The sequence below is a fragment of the Chryseobacterium viscerum genome (assembly GCF_002899945.2).
Classification (GTDB): Bacteria; Bacteroidota; Bacteroidia; order Flavobacteriales; family Weeksellaceae; genus Chryseobacterium; species Chryseobacterium viscerum.
This window is the reverse complement of sequence record NZ_PPEG02000001.1, coordinates 270,601-288,704: the sequence shown is the minus strand read 5'-3', so window position 1 is coordinate 288,704 and position 18,104 is coordinate 270,601. Positions and strand designations below refer to the sequence as shown.

Sequence of the window (18,104 nt, the reverse complement as noted above, 5' to 3'; positions counted from 1 at the left end):
TTTATTTAAAATGTTTTTCGGCTTCTGTTACGGATGCCGGTCTTCCGACATCGATAAGGATGCTGTCATGTACAAAGCCGTGTATATGCTCGGTTTGCATCAGATCCAGATATTCTTCCATAACAGAAAATTTGCCTGTTCTTTTTATTTTTTCAAAGATGATAGGATTGATACAATGAATTCCACTGAAAGCAAGAGCTTTAAAACCTTTGTTGAATTCTGCCAGTCTCTGTTCTCCTGATTGTACATTCAGCCAGCCTCTTAAAACCATATCATCGTTGAAAAGGAGTTTTCTCGAACTTTCTCTGTCCGAAACCGCTAAAGTAGCAAAATCTTTTATCTTTTTGTGGTATTCTACCAATGCATTGATGTTCAGCTCGGTTAGAATATCAGAATTCATGATTAAAAAATCTTCTCCATGATCAAGAAATTTTCTTGCAAAAATCAAGCCGCCGCCTGTTTCAAGAAGTTCATTGGTTTCATCAGAAATCTCAATCTTACATCCGAAATTATTGTTTTTATTTAAGAAATCAACAATCTGGTTCCCAAAATGATGAATGTTGATCACAAAATCTGTGATTCCAAAACTTTTCAGGTAATTGATATTTCTTTCAAGAAGTGGAATACCATTCACCTTTGCTAATGCTTTCGGATGATGATCTGTAAACGGTTTAAGCCTGGTACCTTTCCCTGCTGCGAAAATTAGAGCTTTCATTTTTTATAATTGATAAATGGTAATTGATGAATGATAATATTTTGTATCATAAATAAATGATAATTAAATCATTTATCAATGATCACTTATCATTTATTTATTCAGTTGTGGTTGTTCATCATGATGAAGGGTGATCTCAGTTCCTTCAGGATATTTTTCTCTGATAAATTCTGCGATTTTTATTGCTGAATATACCGATCTGTGCTGTCCTCCTGTGCATCCGAAATTGATCTGCAGGTGTTCAAAGCCTCTTTCAAGATAATCGTCAATATTAATAGAAACAAGAGATTTTACCAATTCTAAAAACGTTGGCATTTGCGTTTTTGTTTCCAGATATTCCTGAACTCCTATATCGTTTCCGGTCTGGATTTTATATTCTTCAATTCTTCCGGGATTTAAAATTCCACGGCAGTCAAAAGCGAAGCCTCCGCCGTTTCCTGAATTGTCTTTAGGAATTCCTCCTTTCTTGTATGAAAAACTGTGTATCTCGATGTTTAGCATTTCTATATTTTTTTATTTTAAACCATTAAGGTTCATTTAGTTTTTAAGGTAAGTTAAGATTTTGATAAATCAAAATTTAGTCAGGAAGTTCCTTGAAAAATTCATTGATAAAAGGCTTCATTGACTTTGTAATATTATCCGTGAAAAAGTTAATAAGAAGGCCTTGCGGCTTTTTAAGAACTTTCATGTAAGTGAGTAATTGTGCTTCATGAATTGGTAGTACTTTTTCCACAGCTTTTAACTCTATAATAATTGCATCATTGACAAGGATGTCTACGACAAGCTTTGTTTCAATCTCTATCCCTTCATAATTGATGGGAATATATAATTGTTGTTTAACATCATAACCATTTTTAACAAGTTCGATTTTTAAGCATTCTTCATAAACACTTTCCAGTAGACCAGGACCAAGAGCCTTATGGACTTTAATAGCAAAGCCTGTAATTTCATATGACAGTTGAGTAATTTCTTTTTTGGTCATAACCTTAATATTCTTAATAACTTAAAGCTTTCTTAATGGTTTAAATTTATTATCTCCTCAATTTTTTGTTTAGTCCTCTCTGATGTCAACTGTTGGATTACTTTTTTCAGCTCTGGATAGTTGTTCATCTGCTCCCAGGAGTCGGCAAACTGTGTTATATTTTGAATTCCTTTCTCCAGACTGGTCATGAAGTGTTGTTTCCTCTGAATCAGTCCTCTGAACCCATAAGCTCCTAAAACCTGTAAAAATCTCATCATTTGAATAGGCATAACGGCATTTCTCAACTGGATTCTCGTTTCAGGGTTTTCAAACTGCTGAATATAAAAATCCAGCATTTCCTGTTTAAAATCTTCCGGGAAATTGGCTTTGGCCTGAAAAAGGAAAGAGATGACATCATATAGTAATGGTCCTTTCATTGCAGACTGATAATCGATGAAAGAAACTTCATTTTTTTCATCTACCATGATATTTCTTGCCTGAAAATCACGGATCATAATTCCTTTAGGTTCAATGTTTTCAATGAGTATTACAATCTTTTTGAATTCTTTCAGAAGAGTAGACTTGTTGTATTCGAGCTCAAGGACATCGGCTACAAAGTTTTTAAAATAATAAAGATCATGAATCACGGGAAGTTCATCATAGCTTTCATATTCAAACGTTCTGGAAAAATCAATTTTCCCCTGAGTTTGTATCTGCATCCGGAAAAGCTTTTCTAATGTCTGCTTTACCAAAGATCTTACGATGGGAGATAATTGTTCCTTGGCGATCACCTCTGAAAGGGTATCTTGGCCCAAAAACTCCTGGATATACATTTTTCTGTCTTCAGAAACAGCAAGAATGGTAGGAGTATTAAGGCTCAGTTCTGAGAATATTTTGGAATAGTAAAGAAAGCTTTCATTTTCCGGAATATTTTCATTGTAAGTAATGATATATTTTTCAGAAGTGACAGTGGCGAGGAAGTTTACCCTCGCAGAACCGCTTTGAGCTAATGTGACGAATTCGGAAGATTTTTTACCCAAATGGTTTTCAAAAAATCGTTTTGCGTTTTCAGAAGTCATAATATGGAAACAAATATACTAAATTAACATGAGTTGGAAATTATAGTTTAAAGAAGTGGAATATATGAAGAAAAGAATGTTATCATCATGATATAAAATGAATTGTTGAATATTAGTTTTACTGCCTGTTTTTAAGAAAATTTTCAACTGTATATCCCGTAATAATGGTATATCATCCTTGGTTTTTAACTTTCTTGATTCAAATTCAGGATATTACAGTCTAATTTTTATCTTTGTACTATGCTGAAAGACTTTAAACCTGTTTTAGGTATTTTACTGCGTTTTATTATTATTTATCTGGTGCTGCTTTTTGCTTATCAGTTCTATCTGAATAGTGGTAAAGATTCCGGGCTGGATTCTTTTTCAAGACTCATTGCCAATCAGGTGGTTGTTCTGCAGAATGCCATAGGGTATCCTACGGAACTTTATGATGATGTAAAGAATGAACAGGTTTGGTTTTATGTTAACCAACGCTATGAGACGAGAATGGTAGAGGGCTGCAATGCTGTTTCTGTCATCATTCTATTTGTCTCTTTTGTTTTTGCTTTTTATAAAGGAATGAAGACTTTTGTCTTTGTTGGGGTAGGATTGGTTATTCTGTATATAATGAATCTTCTGAGAATCATCGGATTGAATATCGTAATGTCAGATTATAAAGAGTATGGTAAAATGTTTCATGATTTTATTTTCCCTGCCATCATTTATGGGAGTGTTGTTGTACTTTGGCTGATCTGGATTAAACTTTTTGCTTTAAAACATGAAAATTCTTAACTGGCTTCTGATTATTGCAGGAATCTGCGGATTGATAAGTATAAGAGTTCTGGAGGACCGTCTTTTTTATGATCCTTTCCTTCCTTACTTTCATGAAGCGAATAAAAATATTGAATTCCCTGCATTTGAATGGGGAAAACTGATTCTTGGACATGTCTTCAGGTTTGTTTTAAATCTCCTGTTTTCATGCCTGATTATCTATGGCTTATTTAAAAACAAACAATGGACGGTACAGGGAGCCGTGATGATGCTAATAGTCTTTGCAATTGCTCTGCCGATTTATCTGTATTGTATTCATAATCAATTTGAAATAGGGTATCTTTTTTCTTTTTATATGAGAAGATTTGTGATCCAGCCCTTGATTATCCTATTGATTGTTCCCATGTTTTATTACAGAAAGCAGATGATTGGTAAAAGCAGCTGAGAATGTGAATTGCGTGACCTATTCTACAGTGTGTTTATCGACGCTGGTGATATTTTCCGGTGTCCATTGTACGCGTTTTACAAAATCTTTTTCACGGACAGGACATTCTTTGATCTGGCAGACCGGGCATGAAATCGGTTTACAATCGTCCATATGAAAATTGAACTCAATACTGCGCTTCATGTTTTTAGCCAGAAGGATAATTACTTTTTCCATTTCTCCATGAGCATCACGAAGGTCATAATACCACGGAAGGGTAATATGAGCATCAATATGAAGAGAAGAACCAAACTGCTGGATTTTCATATTGTGGACATCAATCCATTCTACATGTCTGTTTTCTTCAAGAATTCTGATTACCTGGTTTAATATTTCAGGATCCTGTTCATCCATAATACCACTTAGTGATTTTCGGACGATTTTATAGCCTACAAAGATGATATAAAGCCCAAAAGTTAATGCTACTGCAGAGTCGAGCCAATAGATTTTGGTGAAATAAACAATCACTAAGCTGGCTACCACCCCAAGGGTTGTAATGGTATCAGACTGCAGATGCTTTCCCGATGAAATTAAAACCAGAGAATTTTCTCTTTCTCCCTTTTTTATAGAAATATATCCCAGAAGATAATTAATAACGGCAGTGGCAGCAATGATCCATATACCCAGGTCTATTTTGCTGAGCGTTTTTCCTACGATAAGACTGTGAATCCCTTCATAAATAATCATAATGCCGGCAATAGCAATAAGGGCGCCTTCAATCCCGGAGGTGACGAATTCTACTTTTCCGTGGCCGTACGGATGGTCTTCATCTTTGGGTTTGGCAGCAAGATGAAGGGAGTATAGTCCCATGAATGCACTGATGACATTGACGATACTTTCCATAGCATCGGAAAATACAGCATCAGAATTGGTGAGCTTCCAGGCAATAATCTTTCCTACGAAAAGGATGATTCCAAATGCTGCGATCAGCTTTTGAAATCCTATTTTCTCTTTGTGGGTATTTTTCTGGGTATTCATAAAGTGTTTGATAAAAAAAAGAATCTCAATTCTGAGACTCTTTTTTATTTTGTTAGTTTATACTAAGTTATTTGCTACAAGGTATTCTGCGATTTGTACAGCGTTTGTTGCTGCTCCTTTCCTCAGATTGTCTGCTACGATCCAGAGGTTGAGCGTTTTGGGCTGTGACAGGTCTCTTCTTATTCTTCCTACAAAAACTTCATCTTTCCCTTCTGAGTAGAGCGGCATCGGGTAATGGTTGTTTTTCACATCGTCCATTACAATTACACCGGGGGTTTCAGCTAAGATCTTTCTTACTTCATCCAGTTCAAATTCATTTTCGAATTCAATATTCACACTTTCAGAATGTCCTCCCTGTACCGGAACTCTTACAGCAGTTGCTGTTAAGTTGAAGGTATCGTCTCCTAAAATTTTCTTAGGTTCTTTCATCAGTTTGATCTCTTCTTTTGTGTAATCATCATCAGAAAATACATCACAGTGTGGCAATGCATTTTTGAAGATCTGATAAGGATATACTTTTTCGATAGAATCATTTCCGCTGATCTCACCATTTAACTGGTCTACAGCAGCTTTACCTGTTCCTGTTACAGACTGGTAAGTAGAAACAACGACTCTTTTTAAATCATATTTCTTGTTCAAAGGTCCAAGAACCATTACCAACTGAATGGTAGAACAATTCGGATTTGCGATGATTTTATCTTCTTTAGTCAAAACATCAGCATTGATCTCAGGAACGACTAATTTTTTATCAGGGTCCATTCTCCATGCAGAAGAATTATCAATTACTGTTGTTCCTGCTTCTGCAAATAAAGGAGCGAATTCAAGAGAAGTAGAACCACCCGCAGAGAAGATTGCAATATCCGGTTTGGCAGCTATAGCGTCCTTCATGCTTACGATGGTAAATTCCTTCTGTTTATACTTCACCTTCTTGCCTACAGATCTTTCGGATGCTACCGGGATTAATTCTGTTACAGGGAAGTTTCTCTCCTCCAAAACTTTAAGCATAACTTGTCCAACCATTCCTGTTGAACCTACTACAGCTACTTTCATTGATTTAATTAAAAATTTAAGATTAAACTATTTATAAATTATAACACATATAATTTCTTTATCTATTTTAAGCTCCAAAGACTCTTACCCAAGGGAACGCAAATGCAAATAAACCTGCTGCGATCAATCCCATAATAACGATTCCCAGAGAGATCGTGTCGTTGGATTTTACTTTTTTGTTGATAATGGTCATCAACACTGCTGCGATTAACATAGAGAAAGGGTGCTCAACAAATGTTTGTCTGCTGTAAGGGTCTTTCATTAATGTTCCTGCATCTAAAGCAGCTTTGAAACCTGGAGAAAATATGAATAACAAGCATATTCCTAATAAAAACTGAACGTGGAAGAAAATCATTGTGAAGAGCGTTGTCTTCTTTAGAAATTTGTTCACTTTTCCACTGAAGCCAAACATGGTAGCTAAAAGTGCAATGATAAATAATGCAACCAAAAGAAGTTCTAAATATCCAAATCCTTTGTGTGCACTAAGAAAAATCTTGTAAAAATCCATAATCCTATTTTTTTGTACACAAAGATAACAAAAATCCCGGCTCGAAGCCGGGATTGATATTTATAAAATCTAATATTATGATATTATTAGAAGTTGAATGATAGGGTTGCTGCCCAAGTGGTTCCGAAACCGAAATAAGCACGGTTACCAGTTGCAATACCATTGTACATTCTACCAGCCTCTTCATAAGTTTTCCCTTTGTCAGGATCATTGTTTGCTGTAATTTTATCAGTTCCGAAGATACTTGTAGCAGAGTCAGAGATGTAAATTTTATCAAATAGGTTGTAAACGTTAGCTCCAATAGTGAAATACTGAGCTTCGTTTTGTAATCTGATTTTGTAAGAGAAACCTACATCGAACAAGTTGAAATCAGGTAATTTCAATACTCCTTTGTCCTGAGCAGCAACATTGGTGAATGTTCCGGCATCAATAGTAGAATAAAGTTTACCTACATATCTCCATGTTCCGAAGATATTAAGATCTTTTACTGGTTTTACAGTAAGACCTAATGATGCTGTCATCTGCGGAATACTGTTGTTGCTTGATCCTCCTACTTTTACTTTATCTAAGTATAATGTGTTTCCTGAAGAATTCGCTAAAGTAATTGGATTGTTATTATCGTCGAATGAAGCTACGCTAGCATTTCCTTTATAATAGTAATCACCCCAAGAGAACATCCCCTGAACTTCTAAGAAACGGTTCGGTTTGTATACTCCATCAAATTCTACCCCTTGGTGAACTTCTGTAATCCCATTGATTTCAGAATAACCTGTAGTTGTTGTGTTATCAGGTAATGTGAATGTCTGGCTAGTTTTTCTCAACCATCTGTCTTTCCACTGTGTTCTGTACACGTTAACATTAGCAGTGAATTTTGCAGACCTGAACCCATAACCTACTTCTGCTGAAGCAATCTTCTCGTTAGTTAGAGTTGGGTTTACCAGCTGTTGGTTACTTGGATAAACTGTGTTAAGGAATGGTTGCTTGCTATAATAACCTAAGTTAGCAAAAACGTTATGCTGCTCGTTAATATTATAGTTAGCTCCCCCTTTAACATTATACCCGAAAATATTTTTAAATCCTGTTTTCGTGTTGATGGTTTGACCTCTTAATGTGCTTCCGTCTACTACGTAGTTATCAATTCTCTGGTAACCTTGATTAGATACGGAACCTTGTAAGAATGCAGATAATTTATCTTTGGTATATTCTACCTGGGCAAATCCACTGTACCAAATAACTTCACCATCGTTGCTATATCCTACCTGATCTTCAGCTGGTGCTAATTTACCTCCAAAAGGATTCCAAGAAAGTTTTTTGTAATCGTAAAGGGCATTTACGATTCTTGGTGCTGCTATATTTTTGTTAGCATTATCTTTATATCCTTTAGCTCCGTAAAGATCTGTAAGAACCTGATAGTGGTAACCATAGTAATATCTGTCATCTGTACCGATTGAGAAATTCCAGTTATCATTAACTTTATGTTGGAAGTTTGCTAAGATACCATACCAGTTATGTGAATTGATACTTGATCTACGAACAATAGTACTTCCAGCTCCGGCAGTATTTAAATTAACTGCAGCGTTTGCTGCAAAAAGAGCATCATAGTTGATGTGTCCTGCCGCATCAGTAAAACTTGCATCATTGATACTTTTAGTTCCTAGTCGACCTAAGTCACCAGTTCCACCACCTCTACCGTTTGACATATATAAAACTGTACTTAACTTAGACTTTTCGCTCATTGTCCAGTCCCAGTTTACCATCATTACCGGCTTAGAATAGTAGTTGGCTCTGTTGGCTAAAGCTACTTTATTTCCAGAAGCATCAGTGTAGTATCCAAAATCTGAATTATATCTTCTGTAAGGTGATCCATCGCGATCAGGATTATAATTGATGTAATTTTGAATGGTTGGAGCAAAAGTTCTTTGATCGTGCCACTGAGGTGCAGAAGTAATTGAGAACTGTAAGTTATGTTTTTTGTTGATTTCATAACCTAATGCAAAGAAATATGCATAAGATTCATAATCAGTATTTTCAATATAAGTACCTCCCGCTTGTCTGCTCATTAGGAATGATGCAGAAACACCATCCTTAGATTTTCCAGTGTTGTAAGCAAAAGATGTTTTTAAATAGTCATTGTTACCAACTCCTAATCTAATAACCCCTCCTCTTTTCATATCTGCAGACTTGGTGATGAAGTTCATAGTACCTCCTACAGAAGCAATCGCTAATTTAGAAGAACCTAAACCTCTTTGAACCTGTAATGTACTTGTTACGTCAGATAATCCAGTCCAGTTTGAGAAATAAACAGTACCGCCCTCCATATCGTTTACAGGCATACCGTTTACCATTACTGCAATGTTTCTAGACTCAAATCCACGCATAACAATTTGAGAGTCTCCGAAACCACCACCACCTTTTGTAGCATATACGGAAGGTGTTGTGTTTAGTATTTCGACAAGTTCTTGGTTTCCTTGTCTTTCTAAAATCTGTGCAGCTTTAATAGTAGATACTGCAACAGGTGTTTTTCTATCTTTAGCGATATCCGTAACACCTCTTAAGATTACCTCGTCAATATCCTTGGACTTAGTTTGTACCGTGTCCTGAACTTGTTGAGCGTAATAAACACTAGCTGTAGATAAAGTAATAACCGCAGTTAGTATCGATTTGTTGATTAATTTCATAATCGTTAGTAATAGTTAGATTTAATTTTCTGCAAAATTCGCAAAATAAAATTTAACTATTATTAACTTAATGTTAATTTTTACTCAATCTTAATAAGGTTAAGATGTTGATTTACAATGTTATGAATATAAATTGGATTTTAATATGAAAAAAGTCATGTTATTGTATTTTTAATAAAGTGCGTGTGTTTTTGTTAAAAATTCAACGCTATTTCACTGCTTTGAGACTCAAATCTATATTCTCAGCTGAGTGTGTAAGGGCTCCTACAGAGATATATGTTACCCCAGTGGATGCAATTTCTTTAAGCATATCACGGGTAATTCCTCCTGAAGCTTCAGACTCACATGAACCGTTGATCATTTTTACGGCTTGCTCCATTGTTTTCACATCCATATTATCAAGCATGATTCTGTCAACCTTTGCTTTGATAGCTTCCTGAACTTCTTCAAGGTTTCTTGTTTCAACCTCTATTTTTAACTTTTTCTTATTCTTTTTAACATAATCCTTTGCCATTGCCACAGCATTGGTGATGCTTCCATTATAATCAATGTGGTTGTCTTTCAGCATGATCATGTCATAAAGACCATATCTGTGATTGGTTCCACCTCCTATTGCAACTGCCCATTTTTCACACATTCTGAAGTTTGGCGTCGTTTTTCTTGTATCTAAAAGTTTAGTTTTTGTACCTACCAATCTTGAATCCCAGTCATGGGTAAGGGTTGCAATACCGCTCATTCTCTGCATGCAATTAAGAACGAATCTCTCTGTGGAAAGGATCGATCTTGCGCTTCCTGTTACAATAAGTGCGACATCTCCGAATTTACATGGAGTTCCGTCTTTAATAAAAACTTCAACTTTCAGATTTTTATCAAAAGTATTGAAAATGATTTCTGCGAGCTCAACACCTGCAAGAATACAATCCTGTTTTACTAAAAGCTTTGCACTTTGTACAAGATCCTGAGGAATGGTAGAAAGAGTAGAGTGATCGCCATCCTGGATGTCTTCTTCAAGCGCATTTTTTATGAATGTCTTTAATGCTTTATCGGTTACGTAGCTTGGTCTTTTCATATTTTTGATTTTAGTAATAAAAGGAAGATCTTTTTCCGAACAATATATCATGAATGATGAAGAGCAAAAGGACTTCATTTTCCTTCGCATCTATTTTTTCAAAATCTATAATGTCTTTTATTTTTATATTATTTTGATTAATGCCTTGAAACTCTAATACTTGTTTTTCTTTTCGTCCTTGCGGTATCAATTTATAGCTCCATTTAAAATTATCCCAATTATACTCTTGAGTGTAGTAAATGATTTTTTCTTTATTGAATGTTAAAATTGGATATTGAGGATTGTTGACATAATAAAGAGTTAAGCGTAGCTTATTATCTTTAATTATATTATTTAAATCAAATTTTAAACTTCCAGAATAATCTGGTTTTCCTAAACCTTTCATATTGCATAAAAGATTTAAGACTAAAGGATATTTGGATCTGGGAACAATAATTTTTTTTAATAAAGTTACTCCATATAATCCCAAAATCAGTCCTAAAAATAGTATTCCTGCAAGGATGACTATATTTGGAAAATCATCATTTTTTCCATTTTTCACCCAAAAATTCAATAATACAAAACCACAAATCAATGAAAGTATCATTCTTGAATAGAATAAAATATTGACTGTTGTAAGGATATTTAAATTCAGGGTTTTCACTAGTTTAATTAAAATTAAACTAAATCTTTATTATAAAACGCTCCCTTATTTTCTGTCATTTCCATGGACTGGTTAATGATGAGATGGGCAACGGTTGTTAAGTTTCTTAATTCTGACAGTTGAGGAGAAAGAATAGAGTAGTGATAGATCTCATCCACGGCAGCAGCAATTTCCTGATGCTTTTGTAAAGCCATATTCAGACGTCTGTTGCTTCTTACGATACCTACCAGGTCACTCATCATTTCCTGAAGCTGTTTTCTAAGGTAGCTGACGATGACCATTTCATCCATGATTTTCATTCCCTCTTCATTCCATTCCGGAACGGCTTTCAGATCATCAAAGTTGAAGCTGTTTTCATTCAGGAGTGCCACTGTTTTCATGGCAGCATTGTGTCCAAAAACCAAGCCTTCAAGCAATGAGTTGGAAGCAAGTCTGTTGGCACCATGAAGTCCTGAGTTGGTGCATTCTCCTACAGCAAAAAGATTTCTGATGGAAGACTGTCCGTCTCTGTCTACTTCAATACCACCCATTAAGTAATGGCAGGCAGGTACGACAGGAATCAATTGAGTGAACGGATCAATTCCTTCATCTCTGCACTTTTTGTAAATATTTGGAAAATGTTCTAAGAATTTTTCATGATTCATTTCCTTACAATCTAAGCCGACAAATTCGTCTCCGGTAATTTTCATTTCGGCATCGATAGCTCTTGCAACAATATCTCTAGATGCTAATTCTTCACGCTCATCATATTTATGCATGAATTTTTCTCCTCTTTTTGTTCTTAATTTGGCTCCGTCTCCACGTACTGCTTCTGAAATTAAAAACAACATCCCATCCATTTTGCTGTACAAAGCTGTTGGGTGGAACTGATAATACTGCATATTGGAAACCTTTCCTTTGGCACGGGCTACGAAAGCAATTCCGTCTCCTGTAGCAATGGTAGGATTGGTTGTGTTTTTATAAACGTGCCCTGCTCCTCCTGTAGCAACCAGTGTTATTTTAGAAGTGATTTTTTTGATCGTTTTGGATTTTTCATCCAGAATGTAGGCACCGTAGCAGTGAATGTCTCCCTCATTAAGTTCTTTTCCGGGAACATGGTGCTGGGTAATGATATCAATTACATAATGATGGTCGAGAATTTCAATATTCGGGCTGCTTTTGGCTGTTTCCAATAAAGCTCTTTCAATCTCAAAACCTGTAATATCTTTATGGTGGACGATTCTGTTTTCAGTGTGGCCTCCTTCTCTTCCTAAAGCGAATTTGCCGTTCTTCATATCGAACTGAGCACCCCATTCTACAATTTCGTTGAACCTTGCAGGAGCTTCTCTTACCACCATTTCTACAACATCGCGTTTATTTTCTCCGTCACCGGCGCGCATGGTATCATCAATATGTTTTTGAAAATTGTCATTCTGAAAATCTGTAACGACAGCCAGACCACCTTGTGCATACTTGGTGTTGCTTTCGTCTTCGTCAGATTTGGTTACAATAATGATTTTGGCATCAGGGAGCTGTTCAGAAACTTTAATGGCATAGGAAAGTCCGGAAATACCGGAACCGATTACTAATACATCCGCTTTTATCATATGCTTACTTTAGGTACAATCGTTTAAAATATTAAATAAATTTAAACAATTTTTCGTTTGGTTTTCTTACTTTTTTCATGTGCTGGAAGTGGTCTTCTTCAGAACGGTAACCTAAAGCCAGGGTAACAGTTACTTTCTCTGTTTCGGGATCAATATTCAGAATTTCTTCTATAAGATCCTGACGGAAGCCTTCCATAGGACAGGAGTCTATACTTTCAATAGCGGCGGCATACATAAGATTAGCCAATACGATATAAGACTGTTTTTCTGCCCAGTTGAAAATTTCATCCTGTGTTTTTTGGATAATATGCTGATTAATGCTATTTCTGAAAGGATCCAGTTTTTCTACGGGAGTATCCCTTACTTCAGAAATATGATTAAAATAGCCTCGGATATAATTCTCTTCAATGATTTTCTTTGAAATAATGACAACAAGATGAGAACAGGTGGAAATCTGAGATGGATTATAGAAAGCGGGAATCAATTTCTGCTTCATTTCCTCACTCTCAACAATGACAATTTTATAGGGCTGAAGTCCCAGCGAACTGGCAGACAGCTTTCCTGACTCAAGAATGTTGTGAAGAGTTTCCTGAGGAATAATCTGATGATTGAATTTTTTTACAGAATATCTTCTGCTTAAAGCTTCCAAATAATTCATATGACAAATTTAAGAATTGAATATGAATAAAGAGCCGTTAAAATGAAATATCTCCCGCTTGTTAATACAAAAAATCACCCCGACTGGCGGAGTGATTCTTTTGATGTGATGGAAAGTGTAATTATTCTCTGTTTTTTACAATAATCCAGCCTGAGAATTTTATCGGAGTACTGTTCTTATTATTTTCATTCCATGAAACAGAATACCAGTAATTTCCTGTAGGAACTTTTTTACTTCCATTGGTAGTACCTGCCCATTTGTAGCCATTTGTTTTATCTGCCTGGAACATTTTATAACCATATCTGTCGAAGATGGCTATTTCCAGATTCTGTTTATTGGCAAGAGCAGAATAATCCACAAAATCATTCATACCATCGTCATTTGGAGTGATCACATTGATCAGATTAGGTACTGTGATGTTGATTTCAACAGGAATGCAATTATAACCGTCTCTTACATATATTTTTGCTTCTCCTCTTGCAATATTGGTGAAGACATTAGAATCCTGCCAGCTGATATTATCCATAGAATACTGGTAAGGAGGGGTTCCTCCATTGGCATATACAGTAACAGTGCTTCCTGAAATATCAATACTTGTAACCACAGGATTGTCGGAAGGATATACGGTTACTTTTTGTGTAGCAATACAATCTCCTGTTTTAAGTTTTACCCAGTAAGTACCTACTCCCACATTTTTAATTGATTGTGTAGTTGCCCCTGTGCTCCATTCATAGCTTTTGAAACCGGCTCCTGCATCTAATGTGGTTGTATTTTCTATACAAATAGTTTTGTCAAGTAAGGTTCTGGAGTAAACAGGAGCTATTACAGTTAATGTAACTTTAGCGATGGAATAACATCCGTTTGCGCTGAATACTTTAATATATGCAACTCCGTTAGGGGCAATATATGCAGTCGGAGTAGCGATTGCATTAGTTCCACTGATAGCATCGGTCAATGATGGGTAATACTCTTTTGTAAGTCCGCCCTGAGAAACTACAGCTGCTACAAGATTGAAAGAAGCCATAGAGGGGTTGCTTTCAATAAAGCAGGATTTTATTTCGACATCATTGACAACAACAACGGGGTAGATGTTCAGGGTAACTTTAGCTGTGCTTACACAACCTTGAGGAGTCGTTACCTTTACATATATTACCGCTGCTGCAGAAGCATAGGCAGAAGGGTTTGTAATTTTGTTGGTGTCATTATTAAGATCGTATAATGTAGGATAGAATTCCTTGGTTACGCCGGCAACAGTTGTTACAGCGGCTGTATTAAGATCAAAGGTTGCTGTTCCTGCATTGTTATTATTGCATCCGGTAAGGCTGGCATCCGTTGCTGCAAATGGAGTAGGGTTAAGTTGAATAACTCCGTCACCATTATCACAAAGAGTAGAAGTAGGGTCTTTTACAACCACCTTAATCGTTGTATTTCCTGAATACTGAAAACTCGTAGGATTGGCGATAGGAGTAGAACTTCCCAATACATAATACGTGAAAATATAATTTCCTGGATTATTTACAAATTGAGAATTATAAGAAGTAAGGTCTACAGTACCATTTCCGGTAGCCGGATTTGTGCACACGAATGGAGTGAGCGTATTGCTTAAGATAGGGACTTTATCTACGAATACTTTAACATCTTTAATAGAATGTCTCGCGCTGGCCCCTCCGGTTGCTGCAGAGAAACCAAAATATCCTTGTGACATTCCTACTGCACCTCCTGAAGGAGCAAAAGACTGATCGGCGATAAGTACACCGTTTATTCTTACTTTGATGATCCAGTTTGTCGGGTTGGTAAGGTCTGTTTCTCCATTTACTTCAACATGTCTGTAGGTATCTCCTACAAAAGGCTGAGTAGCGATAAGGTCTGGAGAGTGGAATGTACTTCCTGGAGTAGTATTGTATTCGATATTGTTACCTGCTGTATTATTGGTGCCATACAGAATATGAACTTTACTCATCTGGCCTTCGGTGGTGTTGTTGAAGATATCAAAACCTACCATCAGTCCGGAAGCATTGGCAGGAATACCCAGTCCTCCTCCTGAAACGAATCCTGTAGGAGGGTTGGCCAGATACCAGAAGGTAAAACCGTCACCTTTTCCAAATTGTGTAGTTCCATTTCCGTCAATTCTGAAATCAAATTCCACTTTCCATTTATCACAATAGCTTAGGGTGATAGGAGTGGATAGTTTTACGGCCCCGTATCTGCTGGTCTGATCGGTGGTAAGCCTTACAAAATCTCCGCTTACGATAGCATCAGAGACAAGATCCCAGCCCGTTATATTTACAGGATTTCCGGTAAGTTGATATGTTTGAGAGAGTGTTTTTCCCGGCAAGCATAATAAGATAGCCAGCAATAAAATGAGTATATCTTTTTTCATAGTGGATGGATTGTGATGTTATTTGTTCTTAGATATAAAATTGTTTTTTTAATATTTAAAAGGGTCTTAAAAGGCAAAGCAAGGTGTCAATCTCTGACTGAGCATAGCCTTTTTTAATACCGAAACTACCCCAAATGAGGTAGTTTCTGATGGTAAAAGTTTATTCTCTGTTTTTAACCAATACCCAGCCTGAGTATTTGGTTTCAGTATTGTCTTTATTATTTTCGTTCCATGAGATAGAGTACCAGTAAGTCCCTGTAAGAACTTTTTTCCCGGAAGCTGTTCCGTCCCATGTGAAGTTTCTCATTTTTCCAGCCTCATACAATTTATTTCCGTACCTGTCATAAACGATGAATACCAGATTTTTCTTGTAGGCGAGTGCTGAATAGTCAATGAAATCATTTACATTATCCCCGTTTGGAGTGATCGCATTGATCAGATTGGGTACAGTGATCTGAACTTCAACAGGAGTACAGTTATAAAAGTCTTTCACATATACTCTTACTTCTCCTCTTGCAAGTCCGGAGAATATATTGCTGGTCTGCCAGTGCGCTCCATCCAGAGAAAACTGGTACGGAGGAGTTCCTCCTGATACATTGACCGTAATCTTGTTATTATCAATATCAATACTGGAAATCACTGGATTGGCAGATGCTTTTACATTGACAACCTGTGTAGTGATACAGTTTCCGGTTTTAAGTTTTACCCAATAAGTACCTACTCCTACATCTTTAATGGAGGACGTTGTGGCTCCAGTGCTCCATTCATAACCGTTGAATCCGGGACCTGCATCCAGATCTGTTTTCTCACCGATACAAATGATTTTATCTTTCAGTACAGAAGATTTTACAGGAGGCAATACAATAAGATTGATTTTAGCAATATTGAAACATCCGTTGGCATCCGTTACTTTTGCGTATACGGCAGTGCTTGTTGACAAATACTGAAGAGGGTTCATGATCTCATTAGTTCCGTCCAGAGCATTCGCTATCGATGTGTAATACTTTTTGGCAGCACCGGTAGTTAACGTAGTCACATCTGCTGTGGTTAAATTAAAAATAGCACTGGAAATATTGTTTTCAATGAAACATGATCTTAACGTTGCTTCTTTCACGGGAGTGTCCGCGTAGAACGCCAATGTAATTTTTGCTGAACCAGTACATCCCTGCGGCGTTGTCACTTTCACATACACAACTCCAGGAGCAGATAAATAATTGTCAGGGTTTTGAATTTCATTCGTATCTGCATTGAGGTCTGCTAATGTTTTAAAATATTTTTTAGTAACTCCCGGAACACTTGTAACAGGTGCTGTATTCAGATTGAAAGCGGCAGTGCCAGCCTTGTTATTATTACATACCGTAATGGTTTTATCTTCTGCTTTAAAAGGAGCAAGAACCAATAAAATCTTACCATCGGGGTTATCACAAAGCAGTCCCGCATTATCTTTAATAACAACGGTAACGGTTGCGTTCGCATTGAATTGATAATTGGTAGGAGTGGCAATAGGTGTTGAACTTCCGAATGGATAATAAGTAAATGTATAATTAGAAGGATTACTGACAAATTGCGAATTGAAAGAAGTCAGGTTTACAGATCCATATCCAGTAGTAGGATTGGGACAGAAAGACTGAGTTGCTGAATTCTGTAGAATAGGAACTTTATCAGTATAAATCTTTACGTTTTTAATAGAATGTCTTGATCTTGCACCTCCTGTGGAAGCCGAAAATCCGAAATACCCTACAGTCATTGCAGCAGCCGTTCCGGAAGGAGCAAAAGACTGATTACAGATTACGTTACCGTCTATAGTTATTTTTAAGACCCAGCTAGTAGGAGCGGCCGGATCTACCTGTGCCGTTACTTCAACATGCTTGAATGTTGTTCCCTGGAAAGGTTGGGTTGTATTCAGATCCGGAGAATGGAATGAGCTTCCCGGAACATTGAAGAATTCAACGTTATTGGTGTCAGAGGTATTTTGGACCTGCCCATAAGCAACGTGTACTTTACTCATCGTAGCAGTCGTCGTGTTGTTGTAGGTATCAAGTCCTACGACAAGACCCACTGCATTTTGGGATACTCCAAGACCTGATCCCAATACACTTGCAACAGGCGGATTGGCCAGATACCAGAAGGCGATACCATCTCCGTTGGAGGTTTGGTTGGAATCCATTCTGAAATCAAATTCCACTCTCCATTTGTCACAATATTTTAAGTTAATAGGGTCGTTCAGCCTGATAGAACCGGATTGGTTGTTGGTGTCCGGAGTGAGCTGAATAAAATCTGTGTTTACTTGCGTGGGGGAAACCATCGTCCAGCCAGTAGTAGTCACTGGGTTTCCGATAAGCTGATAAGTCTGGGCAAAGGACTTCCCGGCTATACAGAGTAAAAAAACAGATAAATACAATAATAGATTTTTATTCATTTAGATGGGACTTAGATTAATATGTAAAGATATTAAATCCCGATCAAATAATATGTATTTAACGTTAATTCTGTTAAAAGTTTTAATTATATTTTAATAAATATAGTTTCTTATGATGAAATAATAAATATTACGTAGTGGCTTTG

16 protein-coding genes are annotated in these 18,104 nt (G+C 36.6%); 2 read left to right on the top strand and 14 right to left on the bottom strand.

All coding sequences use genetic code 11. The annotated features are described in order from the left end of the window. Position 1: 1 nt before the first annotated feature. The 4 genes from C1634_RS01340 to C1634_RS01325 form a co-directional block, all read right to left on the bottom strand. Positions 2 to 715, bottom strand: a complete 714-nt coding sequence (locus C1634_RS01340) for a nucleotidyltransferase family protein (RefSeq protein ID WP_109737798.1) — start codon at positions 713 to 715, stop codon at positions 2 to 4. A gap of 93 nt (positions 716 to 808) precedes the next feature. Beyond that, positions 809 to 1,216 carry a RapZ C-terminal domain-containing protein gene (locus C1634_RS01335; RefSeq protein ID WP_109737797.1) on the bottom strand — a complete coding sequence of 136 codons (408 nt, stop codon included), beginning with the start codon at positions 1,214 to 1,216 and terminating at the stop codon, positions 809 to 811. 76 nt (positions 1,217 to 1,292) lie between these two features. Beyond that, a complete protein-coding gene (locus tag C1634_RS01330; RefSeq protein WP_103231993.1) occupies positions 1,293 to 1,697 on the bottom strand; it encodes a GxxExxY protein in 405 nt (134 codons plus the stop codon). A 32-nt stretch (positions 1,698 to 1,729) separates the two neighbouring features. After that, positions 1,730 to 2,755, bottom strand: a complete 1,026-nt coding sequence (locus C1634_RS01325; RefSeq protein ID WP_103231994.1) for an aminoglycoside phosphotransferase family protein — start codon at positions 2,753 to 2,755, stop codon at positions 1,730 to 1,732. A 240-nt stretch (positions 2,756 to 2,995) separates the two neighbouring features. Here C1634_RS01325 and xrtF point away from each other — a divergent pair, with 240 nt between their 5' ends. Then, positions 2,996 to 3,526: an exosortase family protein XrtF gene (gene xrtF, locus C1634_RS01320; RefSeq protein ID WP_103231995.1), complete on the top strand. Its 531-nt coding sequence runs from the start codon at positions 2,996 to 2,998 to the stop codon at positions 3,524 to 3,526. Beyond that, positions 3,513 to 3,950 carry an exosortase F system-associated membrane protein gene (locus tag C1634_RS01315; protein WP_103231996.1) on the top strand — a complete coding sequence of 146 codons (438 nt, stop codon included), beginning with the start codon at positions 3,513 to 3,515 and terminating at the stop codon, positions 3,948 to 3,950. Before xrtF ends, C1634_RS01315 begins: the two co-directional genes overlap by 14 nt. A gap of 18 nt (positions 3,951 to 3,968) precedes the next feature. Here the strand turns inward: C1634_RS01315 and C1634_RS01310 are convergent, their stop codons facing one another. From C1634_RS01310 to C1634_RS01265, 10 genes are all read right to left on the bottom strand, one after another. Then, positions 3,969 to 4,967 (bottom strand): cation diffusion facilitator family transporter, encoded by a 999-nt coding sequence (locus C1634_RS01310; RefSeq protein WP_103231997.1) that lies wholly within the window; start codon positions 4,965 to 4,967, stop codon positions 3,969 to 3,971. A 57-nt stretch (positions 4,968 to 5,024) separates the two neighbouring features. Next, positions 5,025 to 6,017 (bottom strand): aspartate-semialdehyde dehydrogenase, encoded by a 993-nt coding sequence (locus tag C1634_RS01305; RefSeq protein ID WP_103231998.1) that lies wholly within the window; start codon positions 6,015 to 6,017, stop codon positions 5,025 to 5,027. A 67-nt stretch (positions 6,018 to 6,084) separates the two neighbouring features. Continuing rightward, positions 6,085 to 6,525, bottom strand: coding sequence for a hypothetical protein (locus C1634_RS01300; protein WP_109737796.1), 441 nt, complete (start codon positions 6,523 to 6,525; stop codon positions 6,085 to 6,087). An 86-nt stretch (positions 6,526 to 6,611) separates the two neighbouring features. After that, positions 6,612 to 9,203, bottom strand: coding sequence for a TonB-dependent receptor (locus C1634_RS01295; RefSeq protein ID WP_109737795.1), 2,592 nt, complete (start codon positions 9,201 to 9,203; stop codon positions 6,612 to 6,614). Between the two features lie 208 nt (positions 9,204 to 9,411). Next, the gene (gene nadC, locus C1634_RS01290) at positions 9,412 to 10,272 is read right to left on the bottom strand and encodes a carboxylating nicotinate-nucleotide diphosphorylase (RefSeq protein ID WP_103232022.1); all 861 of its coding nucleotides are present in this window, start codon (positions 10,270 to 10,272) and stop codon (positions 9,412 to 9,414) included. Between the two features lie 10 nt (positions 10,273 to 10,282). Beyond that, positions 10,283 to 10,915, bottom strand: a complete 633-nt coding sequence (locus tag C1634_RS01285) for a hypothetical protein (protein ID WP_103232001.1) — start codon at positions 10,913 to 10,915, stop codon at positions 10,283 to 10,285. Between the two features lie 14 nt (positions 10,916 to 10,929). Further along, positions 10,930 to 12,501, bottom strand: coding sequence for an L-aspartate oxidase (gene nadB / locus C1634_RS01280; RefSeq protein ID WP_103232002.1), 1,572 nt, complete (start codon positions 12,499 to 12,501; stop codon positions 10,930 to 10,932). A 31-nt stretch (positions 12,502 to 12,532) separates the two neighbouring features. Continuing rightward, positions 12,533 to 13,159, bottom strand: a complete 627-nt coding sequence (locus C1634_RS01275; protein ID WP_103232003.1) for an NAD(P)H-dependent oxidoreductase — start codon at positions 13,157 to 13,159, stop codon at positions 12,533 to 12,535. A gap of 121 nt (positions 13,160 to 13,280) precedes the next feature. Beyond that, positions 13,281 to 15,539 (bottom strand): T9SS type B sorting domain-containing protein, encoded by a 2,259-nt coding sequence (locus C1634_RS01270; protein WP_103232004.1) that lies wholly within the window; start codon positions 15,537 to 15,539, stop codon positions 13,281 to 13,283. Between the two features lie 160 nt (positions 15,540 to 15,699). Beyond that, positions 15,700 to 17,958, bottom strand: coding sequence for a T9SS type B sorting domain-containing protein (locus C1634_RS01265; RefSeq protein WP_103232005.1), 2,259 nt, complete (start codon positions 17,956 to 17,958; stop codon positions 15,700 to 15,702). Positions 17,959 to 18,104 lie beyond the last annotated feature (146 nt).

Excerpts from the sequence above, each read along its gene's own strand:
- xrtF (WP_103231995.1), top strand. The coding sequence starts at position 2,996 with ATGCTGAAAGACTTTAAACCTGTTTTAGGTATTTTACTGCGTTTTATT.
- C1634_RS01340 (WP_109737798.1), bottom strand. The coding sequence starts at position 715 with ATGAAAGCTCTAATTTTCGCAGCAGGGAAAGGTACCAGGCTTAAACCG.
- C1634_RS01335 (WP_109737797.1), bottom strand. The coding sequence starts at position 1,216 with ATGCTAAACATCGAGATACACAGTTTTTCATACAAGAAAGGAGGAATT.
- C1634_RS01315 (WP_103231996.1), top strand. The coding sequence starts at position 3,513 with ATGAAAATTCTTAACTGGCTTCTGATTATTGCAGGAATCTGCGGATTG.
- C1634_RS01265 (WP_103232005.1), bottom strand. The coding sequence starts at position 17,958 with ATGAATAAAAATCTATTATTGTATTTATCTGTTTTTTTACTCTGTATA.
- C1634_RS01275 (WP_103232003.1), bottom strand. The coding sequence starts at position 13,159 with ATGAATTATTTGGAAGCTTTAAGCAGAAGATATTCTGTAAAAAAATTC.
- C1634_RS01270 (WP_103232004.1), bottom strand. The coding sequence starts at position 15,539 with ATGAAAAAAGATATACTCATTTTATTGCTGGCTATCTTATTATGCTTG.
- C1634_RS01305 (WP_103231998.1), bottom strand. The coding sequence starts at position 6,017 with ATGAAAGTAGCTGTAGTAGGTTCAACAGGAATGGTTGGACAAGTTATG.
- C1634_RS01330 (WP_103231993.1), bottom strand. The coding sequence starts at position 1,697 with ATGACCAAAAAAGAAATTACTCAACTGTCATATGAAATTACAGGCTTT.
- C1634_RS01310 (WP_103231997.1), bottom strand. The coding sequence starts at position 4,967 with ATGAATACCCAGAAAAATACCCACAAAGAGAAAATAGGATTTCAAAAG.
- C1634_RS01300 (WP_109737796.1), bottom strand. The coding sequence starts at position 6,525 with ATGGATTTTTACAAGATTTTTCTTAGTGCACACAAAGGATTTGGATAT.
- nadB (WP_103232002.1), bottom strand. The coding sequence starts at position 12,501 with ATGATAAAAGCGGATGTATTAGTAATCGGTTCCGGTATTTCCGGACTT.
- nadC (WP_103232022.1), bottom strand. The coding sequence starts at position 10,272 with ATGAAAAGACCAAGCTACGTAACCGATAAAGCATTAAAGACATTCATA.
- C1634_RS01325 (WP_103231994.1), bottom strand. The coding sequence starts at position 2,755 with ATGACTTCTGAAAACGCAAAACGATTTTTTGAAAACCATTTGGGTAAA.
- C1634_RS01295 (WP_109737795.1), bottom strand. The coding sequence starts at position 9,203 with ATGAAATTAATCAACAAATCGATACTAACTGCGGTTATTACTTTATCT.